Genomic DNA, 14,214 nt, shown 5'->3' with positions numbered 1-14,214 from the left:
AGCCGGGTCTCAGCCCAGCAGCCGGCGCTCATAGGCGAAGGCCACCAGCTGGAGCCGGGTCCCGAGGCCCAGCTTGCCCAGCACGCTCCTGAGGTGTGTCTTGACCGTCGCCTCGGATACGAACAGGCTTCCGGCGATCTCACCGTTGGCCAGCCCCTTGGCCGCGAGCAGGAAGACGTCCCGTTCCCGGGCAGACAGCACCTCCAGCGCGGACAGGTCCGGTCCCCCGGCCGGCACCGTCCGGGCGGCATGCTGGAACAAATCCTGCACTGATCCCGGCGCAATCACGGAGTACCCGGAGTGCACCGTCCGGATCGCGGCGAGCAGGAACTCCGGTTCGGCGCTCTTGAGCAGGTAGCCGCTGGCCCCGGCGTGCACTGCGTCAACCACCGCCTGGTCCCGGTTGAACGTGGTCAGGGCGATGATCTTCGGCGCGCCGGTGCCTGCGGCCTCCGCCTGCCGCACGATCCGCCGCGTGGCGCCGACGCCGTCAAGGACCGGCATGCGCAGGTCCATGAGCATCACGTCGGGGCACCGTTCGACGGCGGATGCCGCCGCCTGCGCGCCGTCGCCGGCTTCCCAGGCCATCGCCATGTCCGGCTGGCTCTCCACCAGCATCCGGATTCCCGCACGGAACAGGGCCTGGTCGTCGACGATCGCCACGGTAATGGCCGCCCCGGCATCAGCCACGGTCGCCGGCTTCCGCCAGCGGCATTCCCGGGCGCGCTGCAGGGCTTCCCGCGGGAACCAGGTCCGGCTCCGCGCTGGCGGCGGCAGCCTCGGCGTCGGCGTCGGCCAACCTTGTGCCGTAGGGGATAAAGACGGTCACCCGGTACTGCTCGCCATCCGGGCCGGACGTCATCCAGCCTCCTGCGAGGTGGGCGCGTTCCCGCATCCCGGCGAGGCCGCGGCCCACCCGCATTTCGGTGGCGGGGTCCGGGCTGTCCCTTCCTGTGGTCTCCGGGATCCCGGACGCCGCGTGCAGGGTCAGCCCCGGGCCGCTCCAGTCCAAGTGCAGGCGCACCGCGGTGCCGCGGCCGCCGTGCTTCAGGGCGTTGGTCAGGCATTCCTGGATGATCCGGAAGACGGCGAGCTGCTGCCCGGCGGAGAGCTCGGCGGGCGTGCCGGACTCGCTTTGTTCGATCTCGAGGCTGCCCTGCATGCGCGCCACGAGGGGCCCGACGTCGCTGAGCCGGGGCTGGGGCGTGACCATGCCGTCGTCGTGCACCCCCTCGATGACGCGCTGCGCGTCCACCAGGGCGCTCCGGGCCGACGTCGCGATGTTCTCCAGGGCGTTCAACACGGCCCTCGGCTGGTCCTTGCTCAGGTAGCGGGTACCATCCGCCTGCGCCGCGATCACGGCCAGTGAGTGGGCCAGGACGTCGTGCAGGTCCCGGCCGATCCGGGTCCGTTCCTGCTCCACGATCAGGTCCACCTCGGCTTCCCTGAGGCTGGTCTGGGCGATGGTCCTGGCCCGGAACAGGCTGCCGCGTTCCTGGTACATCGCCAGCAGAAGTCCGACGGCGGCGCAGGCCCCCGCGATCACCAGCAGCAGCGAAAAGAGTTGCCAGCCGTAGTCCTGGAGCATCCACCGGTCGCCCATGAACAGCGGCCGGAACCAGCCGACGCCGTTGCCGTAGCGCCAGGACAGCATCAGGAAGGTCATGGCGCCGGCGAACACCACGTTGGCGGCCGCCGCGATGAAGCGTGTCCTTCGCCGGGCCGTCCATTGGATGAAGGCCAGGGCCACGAACGCCCCGACGTAGATGGCCCAGTGGTTGGAGTGCATCGCGGGAATGGCGTACCCCAGTTGGCCCGCGAGCAGCCCTGCCGTGAATCCGAGCGACGCGTAGGGCTTCCAGGCGGCGCAGGCAACCGCCGCCGTCATGAGGATCAGCGGCCACGTCCCCTCCCAAGTGTGCAGGCCCGGGCCCATCCGCCCGGCCGCGGCCACGCACCACAGCGTGAAGAAGAGAACGGCCGCCGCGGGGGCGCCCCAATGCCGCAAAACTTTCAGTAGTGGTTCCATGCTGTCACCCTATCCACGGCGGCTGTCACCGGCAGGTCACATCCGGCCGCGCTCCACCTTGGGGCCAGAAGATTCATCTTTCGAGCCAGCCCTCCGTCGATAGCGGGCGTAGTATGGCGGCCAGGACCAAGGCAGCGGTTGAGGTCGCAGCCCCCGCGGACACGGCGCCGTACTCCGTGCTGGACAGCGTGTTCTTCGTGGTGGGCGGCGTTGCGGCCGTGTGGCTGACCGCGCTGCTGGTGCAGTTGAGCTTCGAATGGGGCTGGGCGCAGGTCTGGTTCCTCTTCATCTTCTGGGCCCTGCTCGCCTACCTGGTGCTCCCCCGCCTGCACCGGATCCTGACCCGGCTCTACGTTCCGGACTACTTCATCGGCCGGGCGCGCACCAGCGACGGGCTGCTGGGCGATCCCGTGAACATCGCGCTGCTGGGATCGGAACCACAGATCCATGGCGTGATGCGGTCCGCGGGCTGGACAAGGGCGAATGACGTGACCCTGGCCAGCAGCCGGCGGATCGTCTCCTCCACCCTCCTGCGCCGCAGCTATCTCGAGGCCCCGGTCAGTCCGCTGTTCCTGTTCGGCCGGCAGCAGGATTTTGCCTACCAGCAGGAAGTCGACGGCACCCCGGGCAAACGGCACCACGTCCGTTTCTGGCGTTGCCCGCCCGGCTGGCTGCTGCCGGGCGGGCTGGCCGTCGACTGGTTGGCGGCCGGCACATATGACCGCAGCGTCGGGCTGTCCCTGTTTACCCTGCAGATCACCCACAAGATCGATGAGAACACCGACGCTGAACGCGACCATGTGGTCGGCGCCATTACCGGAGCCGATCCCGCGGCCGGGCTCCGGGTGATCCGTGATTTTTCCACCGGCTATCACGCGCGCAACGGCGGGGGCGACACCATCACCACCGACGGCAACCTCCCGATCGTCGATCTCCGGCAGACCGCCGCTGAGCAGACCGCGTCCGTCACGGCCCCCGGCGGGGGCCGCACCAGGCGTCCTTCGACCACGATCGTCGGGGCGCTCTTCGTCGGTGCCCGCGCGGCGGCGGCCGCGCTGCTGGCGCTGTCCCTGGTGTTCTTCAAGGACGCGCACGTCGGCTCGCTGATGCGGCCCGTCGCCGGGCCGGCGGTCACGGAGGCCCAGGCGGAATTGGCCGTCAGCGCCGCAACGGTGGTCGTCCTGCTCTTTGTCGTGGCCGAGATCCTGCTGGCGTGGTTCGTGTTCCTCGGCCGAAACTGGGCCCGGACGGTGGCCATGGCGCTGAGCACGGCCGCCATCTGCTTCCAGGCCGTCGATGTCTTCCACGGCGGCCCGGACATCACGCTGAAGTCCAATCTCCCCGGCCTGACCCTGGACATCCTGTTGCTTCTGGCGCTCTCCAGCAAGCGCTCCCGCGACTATGCCCTGCGCCCCCGCAAGGAAATCAATCCGGATTCCAGCCATGCCGGTGGGCGGGCGCCCTTCTGAATCCCCCGGATTCAGGGGCCCTTGACAGCCCTCTCGCTGCGGGAGCTAGATGTTCAAATAGCCAGCAATCCACCGCAGGAGCAGCTAAGGAGCGGACATGAGCGACGACTCACAGGCGCCGGAGCGCCACCACAGCGAGACCCCCGCAGAAGGTGATGCGTCGGCTGAACCCTTCGACGACCGCGCCCATTCCCAGGACGCGGCAGAAGGCCCGGACACCGACGACGAACCGGGCCCCGCGGCCTAGCCTTCCTGCGCGCCAATTCGCCGGAATCCTGCGGGCTCGCCGGAACTTTCCGGCGAGCGGGGAGGCTTCCGGCGAATTGGACCCGCCTGCCGCGCGGCGTCCTGACGGTCCCCGGCGCACACAGTCCGTAACCGGCGAAATATCTTCGCCTGCCCGGGTGTTGCTCCGGCATGACAACAATCGGAATCATCGGTGCAGGACACATTGGCGGCCAGATCGCCCGCAAGGCCGTGGAGCTCGGCTACGACGTCGTGATCAGCAACTCGCGTGGGCCGGAAACCCTGGCGGAGCTCGTCGCGGAACTGGGGCCAAGGGCCAGGGCCGCGACGCCGGCCGAGGCGGCCGCAGCCGGCGACTTCGCCGTCGTCACCGTGCCGCTCAGGAGCCTCCCGGACGTCCCCGTGGAACCGCTGGCCGGCAAGATCGTCCTCGACACCAACAACTACTACTGGGAACGCGACGGGCATATCCCGTCCCTGGATGCCGGCGAGGCCACCACGTCCGGCCTGCTGCAGGAGCACCTTCCCCAGTCCAAGGTGGCCAAGGCTTTCAACCACATCATGTTCTCCCAGATCACCACGGACGGGACGCCGGCCGGCACCCCGAACCGCCGGGCCTTGGCCACGGCGAGCGACTTCCCGGAAGCGGCTGAGCTGGTGACCAGGCTCTATGACGAATTCGGCTTCGACACCGTCAACATGGGCCCGCTCTCCGAAAGCTGGCGCACGGAACGCGACCGCCCGGCCTACGTGATCCGGCAGAACGCGGCCGAGCTCACGGAGAACCTCGCCAAGGCTTCGCGCACCATCTGACCCGCCCTGGCCCGGACGCGCGAATTCGCCGGAAGCCCGCGAGGTCGCCGGACTTTTTCGGCGACCTCGCAGCCTTCCGGCGAATTCGGCCGGGGGTTAGGGGTCAGCGCTGGACAGCGGGCTCGAGCTTGAGCATCTTGGCGATGACGTAGTCGAGCTCGGAGTCGTCGAAGATCTTCTTCCAGTCGTCCTTGATGATGGTGTCCTTGCCGTACTGGATGGCGATTTCGCACGCCTCGGAGAACGGGTTGGAGCCGCGCAGGGCGTTGGTCAGGGCGATCTGGACGTGCCCGAACAGCATGGCCTTGGCTGCTTCCTCGGGGACGCCGGCGGTGTGCACGGTCTCGTGCAGGGCTTCCTGGAGCAGGGTCCCGATCATGCAGGCGACGGTCTCCACGAGGGTGGGCTCGAGGATGGCGAGCTGCTTGACGGTGACCCAGTGGACGTCGATCACCGGGGCGTAGATGACCTTGATGGTGGCCTCGGCGGCGGCGCGGGCGGCCTCGGTGGCGTCTTCGTCGATCGCGGCAACCACGTTCTGCGGGGCGCCCTGGCCGCCGAAGGTGTCGGCCCATTCTTCCTTGGTGGTGCGTTCGAGGAAGACCGAGGGGTGGCACGGGTGGGCCACGGCCTGGACGACGTCGTCGCGCTTGGCGAGCAGGCCGGCGTAGGCGGCGGCCGGGTCGAGGGTGAGCAGGATGGCGCCGGACTTCATCTGCGGGACCACGCCGTGGGACACGACGCCCAGGACGGTGTCCGGGACCGCGAGGATCACGACGTCGGCGTCCTTGATGGCGTCCTCGGTGGTGCTGATTTCCCGGCCTTCGGCGCGGACGCGGTCCTGGCCGGCCGGCGAGTTCTCGCTGTAGTAGACGGTGTGGGCGCTCTTCTGGAGGTTGGCTGAAACACGCAGCCCCATTTTGCCTCCGGCTCCGATGACGGCCACGGTCAATTGTTCTGCTGACATTTCAGTTACTCCTTAGGAAATCGAGGCTTTGCTGGGTCCACTGCTTTTCGAGGCGGATGGTCTCTTCTTCGGAGGCCTGCCACGGCAGCCAGTGCTCGATGATCTGGTTGATGTTTCTTTCTTTGGGCTGCAGCTTCCGGGCCATGTAGGCATAGTCCAGGAGGCCTTCGCCGAGGGGAGCGCCGGAATACGTGAACCCGACCCACCCCTCCTTGCGACTGAACGCAAAGTCTTTGATGTGCATGTTCAGGACATACGGCGCGACGGCGTCAATCACCTCGCGCGGGGATTCCAGCGCTGCCACGGTGTTGGCGGGATCGCTGCAGATGCCCAGGTACGGGCTGTCCACCCGGGCGATGACCTCCAGGACCAGGGCTGTGGGGACCTGTTCGTAGGTCTCGACGGCGATCTTCACCCCTGCCGCCTCGAATTCTGGCAGGAGACCGGTGAAGATCGCCACGGCCTCGTCCGCGTCCGGGGTGTGGCCCGGGACGTTGAACATGGTCCGCAGCAGCGGCGCGCCCAGGATCCCGGCGAGCCGCAGGAACTTCTTCAGATGCTCCGGCCGGATGCCCTTGGTGCCGAGCTCCAGGGAAATCCCGAGGGCATCGGCCGTGGCCCGGACGGCGGCCAGTTCCGCATCCGTCATTGCCTCCAGCGGGGCGTAATCGCAGATCTGGAAGAGGTCCACGCCCAGGGCCGCGGTTTCGGCCAGCGCTTCCTGGAGGGTCAGCGGCGCGGAGACCTGGTCCGAGAGCTGCCAGAAGAACGCGTAGCTGCTGAGACCGATTCGTGAACCCGGCCCGTTCTCGGAACCCTGCCCGTTCGTGGAACTCATGGCCGGCCTCCCGCCGTCACCAGGAGTCCGAGGCGGGCGGCCGTTTCGTCCAGGATGGTCTTGAGCGCCTGCGGGTCGTGGGCAAAGCGGCCCAGGAACAGCCCGGCGACGGCGTCGTCGAGCCGGCCAATCAGGCCGGGGCCGGCGCTCCCGCCGTAAATGACCCGGCTCTCGGCCTGGCCGGGCAGGGAACGCAGGTGCGTGTCGAGTCCGGTGATGACGGCGCTGATGTACTCCGGGGTGGCCGGTTCGGACGCACCGATGGCCCACTGCGGTTCGTAGGCCACGATGGTCCGGGCCGCGGGTCCGAGGGACCGCGCCCGGTTGAGGGCGGCGTCGATGTCCGCAGTGCAGTGACGGAGGGCCTCCTCCACGGAGCCGGGCTGCAGTTCCCCGACGCAGAGCACCGGCGTGAGGCCGTTGCGGTAGGCGGCGGCGGTCTTGAGGCCGATTGTCCTGTCATCCTCGCCGAGGATCCGGCGCCGCTCGGCGTGGCCCACTTCGGCGTAGCGGCCGCCGAGTTCGGCGACCGTCCGGCCGGAAACCTCGCCGGTGTAGGCGCCCTCGTCTTCCCAGAAGATGTCCTGCGCGCCGGCGCCGGCCCCGGCCACGCCGAGGATCCGGGCCGCCTCGGGCAGCGCGGGCAGCGCCGGGAGGACGAACAGTTCGATCTCGCCGCTCTGCACGGCGGGGTGTGCCAGTGCGACGGCGGCGACCTCGCGGCAGTAGTCCAACGTGCGCTGGTAGCCGAAGTACATTTTCAGGCTGACGCCGATGACGGCCCGTGGCTGCGTTGTGCGGGCGGCACGGCCGGCGGCTGCGCCTGGACCGGCTGTGGCGGGGTTAGCAGGAAGTGACACCCTCGTAGTCCTTAATCAGTGTGACCTTCTCGGCCGAGGCGGAGGTTTCGTCGAATGTGTAGGTCAGCCATTCCCGGGCCAGCCGGCGGGCCAGCTCCAGGCCGACAACGCGCTGGCCGAAGGTGAGGACCTGGGCGTTGTTGCTGAGGATGGCCCGTTCCACCGAGAAGCTGTCGTGCGCGGTGACGGCCCGGACGCCCGGGACCTTATTGGCGGCGATGGCCACGCCGAGGCCGGTGCCGCACACCAGCAGGGCGCGGTCGGCCTCGCCGGAGGCGATGAGTTCGGCGGCCGCGATGGCCACGGAGGGGTACGGGGTGTGGCTGGTGGCGTCGACGCCGACGTCACGGACGGACTCGACGAGCCCGCTGGCTTCCAGGTCTGCCTTAAGGGCTTCCTTGTACTCGAATCCGGCGTCGTCGGCCCCGATGACCAGGCGCAGTTTGGCGCTCATGCGTTCTCCTTGACTGTTTTTCCCTCGACTGTTTCCTCGAGGAGAGTGTTGTGAATTGCTCGGACGATCAGCGCCATGGACACCGCGCCCGCGTCCGGGGTGCCAAGGCTCTTCTCGGCGTGCGGGCGGGCTCGGCCCATGAGGGGCAGGAGCTGGGCGGTGTCTTCTGCTGCCTGCTGCGCAACGGTGGCCGCGGCGCCCCATGCCTTCGTGAGGGATCCCCCTGCGTCTACGCCGCCGGCGAGGGCGTCGCGGAACGGGACCAGGACGTCCACAAGGGTTTTGTCGCCCGGCGCGGCCTTGCCGAAGTCCATGATGGCGGCCGCGGCGCGGGCGACTCCGGCGGCGACAGCGCCGGCGTCGGGGGCGGCAGTGTTGCCGAGCGCGTCCCCGACGGCCCGGAGGGCCATGCCCCACAGGGCGCCGGAGGTGCCGCCTGCTTTGTCGGCCCAGGCGTCGCCGGCAAGGTGGAGGGTGGTGGCTGCGCCGGCTCCGCGGGCGACGGCGGCTGCCGCGGCGTCCACGGCGGCGCGGACGCCGCGCTCCATGCCGATGCCGTGGTCGCCGTCGCCCGCGACCGCGTCGATCCGGCCCAGTTCCTCGGCGTTGGCGTCCACCACGTCCTTCGCGGCTCCCAGCGCGGCCAGGACCCGGGCGGCCGTGGCGCGGGATTCGTCGGACGCATCCGGGATGGCCGCCTCGATCTCGGCGAGGTCGGTGTAGTCCGTGGCTTCCAGGGCCGCCGCCGTGACGGCGCCGCGGCGGAAGGCCGGGGCGTCGGCAGGCGCGTGCCAGAGGGACTCGAGTTCGTCGTCGAGCCAGAAGAGGGTCAGGGAGGTGCCGGCCATGTCGAAGCTGGTCACGAGCTCACCCACCTGCGGGTCGACGGCTTCCAGTCCGGCCTCGGCCAGGAGCTGGGCGACGCGGCGGTAGACCACGAACAGTTCCTCGTATTTGACGCTGCCCAGGCCGTTGAGGATCGGGACAACGCGCCGTGTCCCGCCGGAAGCCATGCCGCCTTCGACGCCGTCGGGAATTTCGGTGAGGAGTTTGGCGACGAGGAGTTCGGCGAGTTCGTCCGCCGTCGGGACGCCTGTTTCGCCGATGCCGGGCTCGCCGTGGATGCCCATCCCGACGGCCATGCGGCCCTCGGGGACGGAGAAGAGCGGGCGGTCCGCGCCCGGCAGGGTGCAGCCGGAGAATGCGACACCGAAGGAGCGGGTGCGGTGGTTGGCGCGCTCGGCGATCTCGACTGTCTGGTCCATCGTGTACCCGGCCTCGGCGGCGGCGGCGGCGACCTTGAAGACCGTGAGGTCACCGGCGATCCCGCGGCGCTTGGCGTGCTCGGCCGGCGGGGCGGAGGAGACGTCGTCGGTGACCGCGATGCTGCGGCAGTCGATGCCCTCGGCGCGGAGCCGGGCCTGGGCCTGGTTGAAGTGCAGGACGTCGCCGGCGTAGTTGCCGTAGCCCAGGAGGACGCCGCCGCCGTTGCTGGCGGCCTTGGCCACGGTGTAGATCTGCTGGGCGGACGGGGACGCGAAGAGGTTGCCCATCGCGGCACCGCGGGCCAGGCCCTGGCCCACGAGTCCGGCGAAGGCAGGGTAGTGTCCGGAGCCGCCGCCGATCACGAGCGCCACGGTGCCCGGAGTGCTCCGGGTGTTGCGGACGACGCCGCCGGAGACACGCCTGACCCAGCGGCTGTGGGAGGCGACGAAGCCCTCGATCATTTCGTCAGCAAAGGCTGCGGGGTCATTGAACAGGCGGGTCATGGGGGTACTCCTGGAAGAGGGAAAGCTGTTTGGAGGGTGCCCGCCGCGGCTGTGTGGCGCGCGGCGGGCACCGGTTTGTTGGGAGCAGGCTGCGTCCGTTAGCGGGCGGCGGCTGACTCCGCGGCCACTGAGTCTGCTGCTTCAGGGGCGGCCGCTGCGTTGCCGGCGCCGTTGCGGGCCAGCACCACCATGAGGATGGCGGAGAGGAGCATGAAGCCGCCGACGACGAACATGGGGACGGTGTAGCCGCCGGTCCAGTCCTTGAGCCAGCCGGTGACGTAGCCCGCGCTGAAGCCGGCCAGGTTGCCCACGGTGTTGATCAGGGCGATCCCGGCGGCGGCTGCTGCCCCGGTGAGGAACTGGGTGGGGACGGTCCAGAAGTTCGGCAGTGCCGCGAAGATGGACATCGCCGTGAGGGTGATGATCGCGATCGTCGCCGCCGGCGATCCCGCAAAGAGGGCCAGCGGGATGCTCAGGCCGCCGACGAGGGCGGGGACGGCGATGTGCCAGGTCTTGACGCCCCGTTTGGTGGCGTCCTTGGACCAGAAGTACAGGGCAAAGGCGGCCGGCAGGTACGGGATGGCCGTGATGAGACCCTTCTGGAAGACGTCGAACTTGGTGCCGTACTGGCCCTCAAAGCCGGAGATGATGGTCGGCAGGAAGAAGCCGAGCGCGTACAGGCCGTAGATGAAGCCGAAGTAGATCAGGGCGAGCATCCAGACGCGGCCGTTGCCGAAGACGGTGCGGACGCTGACGTGCTTGTTAGTGGCTGCAGTTGCGTTCTTTTCCTTCTCCAGCGCGCCGGTCAGCCAGGTCTTTTCGTCCGGGGTCAGCCATTTGGCCTTGGCCGGCGAATCCGCGAGGTAGAACCAGGCGGCGACGCCGATCAGGATGGCGGGGATGGCGACACCGAAGTACATGACGCGCCAGCCTTCGAGTCCGAAGAGACCATGCTGCTGGATGAGGAGGGCGGCGAGCGGGGCTCCGATGACCGTGGTCAGCGGCTGGGCCAGGTAGAACAGGGCCAGGATCTTGCTGCGGTGCCGCGACGGGACCCACAGGCTGAGGAAGAGGATGGCGCCGGGGAAGAATCCGGCCTCGGCCACACCCAGGATGAAGCGCAAAATGTAGAGCTGCTCCACGCTGCCCACCCAGGTGAAGAGCAGGGAGACAATGCCCCAGCTGACCATGATGCGGGCCAGCCACCGGCGGGCTCCGAACTTGTGCAGGGCCAGGTTGCTGGGGACTTCCAGCAGGATGTAGCCGATGAAGAAGACACCGGAGGCGAAGCCGAACTGGGCCGCCGAGAGGGCCAGGTCCGTGTTCATGCCGTTGGGGCCGGCGAAGGAGATGGCCGTGCGGTCCAGATAGTTGATGAAGAACATGAGAGCGACAAACGGCACCAGCCGCACTGCCACTTTCTTAATTGCAGATCTTTCGACCACTGATTGCGTGGTGTCCACATTGACTCCTTGATGTCGGGATCCCGCAGCCTCCTGCGCTGGAAGCATGGGGATTGGCCCTCTCATCGCGTAGTTCCAGGGAGCTGGCCAGGCCCAACTAAGCGTGTGATAAAAACCATAAGGCGTTCAACTCGAATTGGTCAACCGGTTGACATGTTTATTTCAGCGGCGGAAGCGGGCATGGCCCGGGCGGTGCGTGTTGTTACGCTTTGAAGGTGTCCGTTAACTCCGCCGCTTCGACGGCCAAAATCAGTGCCGCGCTCGGTTCCATGGAGCAGGGCTCTGTCGTGTCCGAAGTCGCGGAACGCCTCCTGGGCTACTTCACGAGCGGTGAAATTGCCGTGGGAACCCGCCTGCCGGCCGAGCGCCAACTCGCCGCATCCCTGGGGGTCGGTCGCTCCGCGGTCCGGGAAGCCCTCGCGGCGCTGGAGATCCTCGGGATCGTCATTGTCCGGCCGGGCTCCGGAACGTACCTTCGCGACGGCATCTCCGAACTCCTCCCCCGCACGCTGAGCTGGGGCCTTATGCTGGGCGCCCCCCGCACGCGGGAACTCGTGGAATTGCGCGGCGGGCTCGAGGTACAGGCCGCCCAGTTGGCGGCGCAACGGATTACCGACGACGCCCTGGACCGGATGCGCGCCAACCTGGCCACGATGGACGGCAGCCTGGAGGACCTTGTGACGTTTGTGGAGGCGGATGCGGCCTTCCACCGCGAAATCGCCGCAGCCTCCGGCAACCAGGTCCTGCAGGAACTGCTGCAGAGCATCCGGTCGCTGCTGCGCATCTGGGTTGACCGCGCACTGACGGACGAAGGGCACGCGGCATCGGCCCTGGCTGAGCACCGCGGGATCTTCCTTGCCCTGGAATCACGCGACGAGGCCGCCGTGACGGCGGCCATGCGCTCCCACATGGACACGGCCTCCCGGCGCCTCCTGGCCGGTTTCGACGCGGACCAGGCGGCCGCGGACTAACGCCTTCGCCCCGCCGCGCGAGGGTTCGACGCGCCGCGCACGGGTTCGACGCGCCGCGTCCGCCCGCCACGCGAACTCGCCGCGAGCCTGCGAAGTCGCCGGACTTTTCCGGCGAACTGGCAGGCTTCCGGCGAATTCGGCGGGCGCGCGGGGACGCCACCTGACGACGGGGAAACCCTGACCGGGGACGACTGCCGGATGATCATTCCCCTATGCTGTAGGGGATCCATCTGGGGAGATGGGTTGCATGCAACGAGGGGGACAAGTTGCGTTCAGACTTTGGCGACCGGGGCTATCCGACTGCGGACGACCCGCGCTTCCACGATGGCGCCCCACGGGGCGGCGTCCGCCGCTCCGCCAGCGGGCGAATTCCACAGTGGGCAGTCGACGAGGCCCTGGGCAAGCTCGAGGACCCCGCCCCGTGGCGCGAAATCCCCGGCGCTGGCGGCAAAATTCCGAAAATTGTCCGGCCCCGTCGGAAGCGGCCACGGCGGGCACGCCAATGGGGCAAATCCGGCACCTTTGTTGCCCTTGCTCTGATCGTGGGGTTGAACTTCGTCCCTCCGCTCTTCGAGCAGTTTGTAATGGCCCCCTTGCGCCCCTACCTGCCCGGCGCCACCGCGCCGCCGCCCGGGGTGGACGCCGCAAATTCCCCGCTGGGAAGCCCGCCGGTCAGCAGCGGCTCGCATGCTTACGCACTGCATCCGGCTCCGGACGGCATTCAGGGCTTCGCTGCCTACGACCCCTGCCGGCCAGTCCACTACGTCGTCCGGCCGGACAACGGGCCGCCCGGTGCAGAACGGCTGATCAGCGAGGCCGTGGATGAGGTTTCGGCCGCGACCGGGCTGCACTTCGCGGCCGATGGCGTCACCTCCGAGGCACCCACCGAGCAGCGAAAAACCTATCAGCCGGATCGCTACGGCCGGAGGTGGGCCCCAGTGCTGATCGCATGGTCGTCTCCGGAGGAGGTCCCGCAGCTTGCAGGAAACGTTGCCGGGCGTGGCGGAAGCACAGCCGTGAGTGTCTCCGGACGCCGCGCCGCCCTGGTGTCGGGCCAAGTGGCTTTGGACGCTCCCGATCTCGCCAGGATCATGCTGCGGCCGGACGGTCCCGCCTATGTCCGCGCCGTCATCCTGCATGAGCTCGGGCACGTTGTAGGGCTGGACCACGTGGACGATCCGACCCAGCTGATGCACGCCGAAAACAGTGGGCTAACCGGGTTCGCCGCCGGCGACCTCGCCGGACTGGCTTTGCTAGGCTCCGGCCCCTGCGTCCCGGAACTCTGACGGACGGGACGACGACGGCGGCTGAACCTCCCGCCGCGCCCGCCCGCCGCGCTCGCCCGCCGCGCGAATTCGCCGGAAGGCTGCGAAGTCGCCGGACTTTTCCGGCGAACTGGCAGGCTTCCGGCGAATTCGGCCGGGCGCGCGGGGTGACCGGGTCCGCCAGCAACGCGTCACCTGCCGCGGGTTGGCGCGTCCTTCCCGAACCAGGCACTGACCAGGAGCCACACGGACCACACGAGGATGAGGACAATGCCCGCCAGCGTGGGAATGGTGTTCGCCTGGGAGAAGCCTTCGGCCCCGATGATCCAGCCCTGGGCGAGGTAGGCGAGCCCGGTCAGCGCCATGAGATAACCGATCAGCCGGGAGATGCGGTGCGCCCCGACAACCACGGCACCGGTCAGGATCAATGCCACGCCCAGCACGAAGCTCTGGTAACTGCGCATGCCCCACTCCAGCCAGCGGATGCCTTCGGCCGTCGCGAACCGCGCAGCCTTCGCCGGCTCCGGAGCCACAACCCAGGCGTCCACGGCGTGCTTGAGGGCAACGCCGTCGACGGCTTGGAGCGCGGCGTAAAGTGCCAGCGCGGCGACCGCAGCCACAGCGCCGAAGCGCGCCGTCCAGGCCATGGCCCCGCCCGGTGCTTTCAGGACCACCAGCAGGACCAGCAGCCCGGAGATGAGAAGCGCCATGCCGGCGAACTGGGCGAGGTGGACCGCCGTCCAAATACCGCTGCGGGCATACTCCGCGAACGTCGCCGGGTGGTCGTTCGCGCTGGCCGTATCGGCATGGAGCAACCCGGCGACCACGGACAGCGCGAAGCCGGCAAACGCCAGGGTGGCGGCGAGGCGAAGCGGTGCACGGGCTGACGACGGGCGCCCAGACTCGGCCGAAGCCGCCGGCCGCGGGGAATGATCCGTGCCGTACTTCTTCATGGCATCACCCGTTTCGTTCCGACGCGCGGGTGCGCGAAGTGCGCGCCTACGCGCAGGCTACGCCGATTGCGTCCGCGGAGCCATGGACCTTTGGCCGGTAGGTCGCGGCCGCACGTG

General features: G+C 68.9%; 14 protein-coding genes. 5 read left to right on the top strand and 9 right to left on the bottom strand.

Translation table 11 applies throughout. From position 1 onward, the window contains the following. Positions 1-9 precede the first annotated feature (9 nt). Positions 10-690 (bottom strand): response regulator, encoded by a 681-nt coding sequence (locus B5X90_RS06480; RefSeq protein ID WP_079551095.1) that lies wholly within the window; start codon positions 688-690, stop codon positions 10-12. Continuing rightward, a complete protein-coding gene (locus B5X90_RS06475) occupies positions 683-2,029 on the bottom strand; it encodes a sensor histidine kinase (RefSeq protein ID WP_256860086.1) in 1,347 nt (448 codons plus the stop codon). The genes B5X90_RS06480 and B5X90_RS06475 overlap by 8 nt, the downstream gene beginning before the upstream one ends. Before the next feature lie 113 nt (positions 2,030-2,142). Here B5X90_RS06475 and B5X90_RS06470 point away from each other — a divergent pair, with 113 nt between their 5' ends. From B5X90_RS06470 to B5X90_RS06465, 3 genes are all read left to right on the top strand, one after another. Beyond that, entirely contained in the window at positions 2,143-3,498 is a 1,356-nt protein-coding gene (locus B5X90_RS06470; RefSeq protein ID WP_079551090.1) for an LssY C-terminal domain-containing protein, read from the top strand. Between the two features lie 97 nt (positions 3,499-3,595). Further along, entirely contained in the window at positions 3,596-3,745 is a 150-nt protein-coding gene (locus B5X90_RS21235; protein WP_179129070.1) for a hypothetical protein, read from the top strand. A gap of 170 nt (positions 3,746-3,915) precedes the next feature. Beyond that, positions 3,916-4,557: an NADPH-dependent F420 reductase gene (locus B5X90_RS06465; RefSeq protein WP_079551088.1), complete on the top strand. Its 642-nt coding sequence runs from the start codon at positions 3,916-3,918 to the stop codon at positions 4,555-4,557. Positions 4,558-4,660: 103 nt separating this feature from the next. Here B5X90_RS06465 and B5X90_RS06460 read toward each other — a convergent pair whose 3' ends face one another. The 6 genes from B5X90_RS06460 to B5X90_RS06435 form a co-directional block, all read right to left on the bottom strand. Further along, the gene (locus tag B5X90_RS06460) at positions 4,661-5,524 is read right to left on the bottom strand and encodes a phosphogluconate dehydrogenase C-terminal domain-containing protein (protein WP_079551086.1); all 864 of its coding nucleotides are present in this window, start codon (positions 5,522-5,524) and stop codon (positions 4,661-4,663) included. A gap of 1 nt (position 5,525) precedes the next feature. Further along, on the bottom strand, positions 5,526-6,362 hold the full coding sequence (locus tag B5X90_RS06455) for a sugar phosphate isomerase/epimerase family protein (protein ID WP_079551084.1): 837 nt from the start codon (positions 6,360-6,362) through the stop codon (positions 5,526-5,528). Next, complete coding sequence (locus tag B5X90_RS06450; protein ID WP_079551082.1) at positions 6,359-7,222, bottom strand: triose-phosphate isomerase family protein; 864 nt, start codon at positions 7,220-7,222, stop codon at positions 6,359-6,361. The genes B5X90_RS06455 and B5X90_RS06450 overlap by 4 nt, the downstream gene beginning before the upstream one ends. Then, complete coding sequence (locus B5X90_RS06445) at positions 7,206-7,676, bottom strand: ribose-5-phosphate isomerase (protein WP_079551080.1); 471 nt, start codon at positions 7,674-7,676, stop codon at positions 7,206-7,208. The genes B5X90_RS06450 and B5X90_RS06445 overlap by 17 nt, the downstream gene beginning before the upstream one ends. Further along, positions 7,673-9,445 (bottom strand): dihydroxyacetone kinase family protein, encoded by a 1,773-nt coding sequence (locus tag B5X90_RS06440; protein ID WP_079551078.1) that lies wholly within the window; start codon positions 9,443-9,445, stop codon positions 7,673-7,675. The genes B5X90_RS06445 and B5X90_RS06440 overlap by 4 nt, the downstream gene beginning before the upstream one ends. A 98-nt stretch (positions 9,446-9,543) precedes the next feature. Then, the gene (locus B5X90_RS06435) at positions 9,544-10,908 is read right to left on the bottom strand and encodes an MFS transporter (protein WP_079551076.1); all 1,365 of its coding nucleotides are present in this window, start codon (positions 10,906-10,908) and stop codon (positions 9,544-9,546) included. A 215-nt stretch (positions 10,909-11,123) separates the two neighbouring features. On the opposite strand from B5X90_RS06435, the gene B5X90_RS06430 reads away from it, so the two are divergent. After that, a complete protein-coding gene (locus tag B5X90_RS06430; protein ID WP_079551074.1) occupies positions 11,124-11,879 on the top strand; it encodes a FadR/GntR family transcriptional regulator in 756 nt (251 codons plus the stop codon). A gap of 584 nt (positions 11,880-12,463) precedes the next feature. Next, positions 12,464-13,165, top strand: a complete 702-nt coding sequence (locus tag B5X90_RS06425; RefSeq protein ID WP_256860085.1) for a matrixin family metalloprotease — start codon at positions 12,464-12,466, stop codon at positions 13,163-13,165. Between the two features lie 170 nt (positions 13,166-13,335). Here the strand turns inward: B5X90_RS06425 and B5X90_RS06420 are convergent, their stop codons facing one another. Next, a complete protein-coding gene (locus tag B5X90_RS06420) occupies positions 13,336-14,097 on the bottom strand; it encodes a hypothetical protein (RefSeq protein WP_079551072.1) in 762 nt (253 codons plus the stop codon). Between the last annotated feature and the right edge of the window lie 117 nt (positions 14,098-14,214).

It is taken from the genome of Arthrobacter sp. 49Tsu3.1M3 (genome assembly GCF_900168135.1).
Classification (GTDB): Bacteria; Actinomycetota; Actinomycetes; order Actinomycetales; family Micrococcaceae; genus Arthrobacter.
Note: the sequence above shows the minus strand (reverse complement) of the source record. Positions and strands in the feature narration are given on the sequence as shown.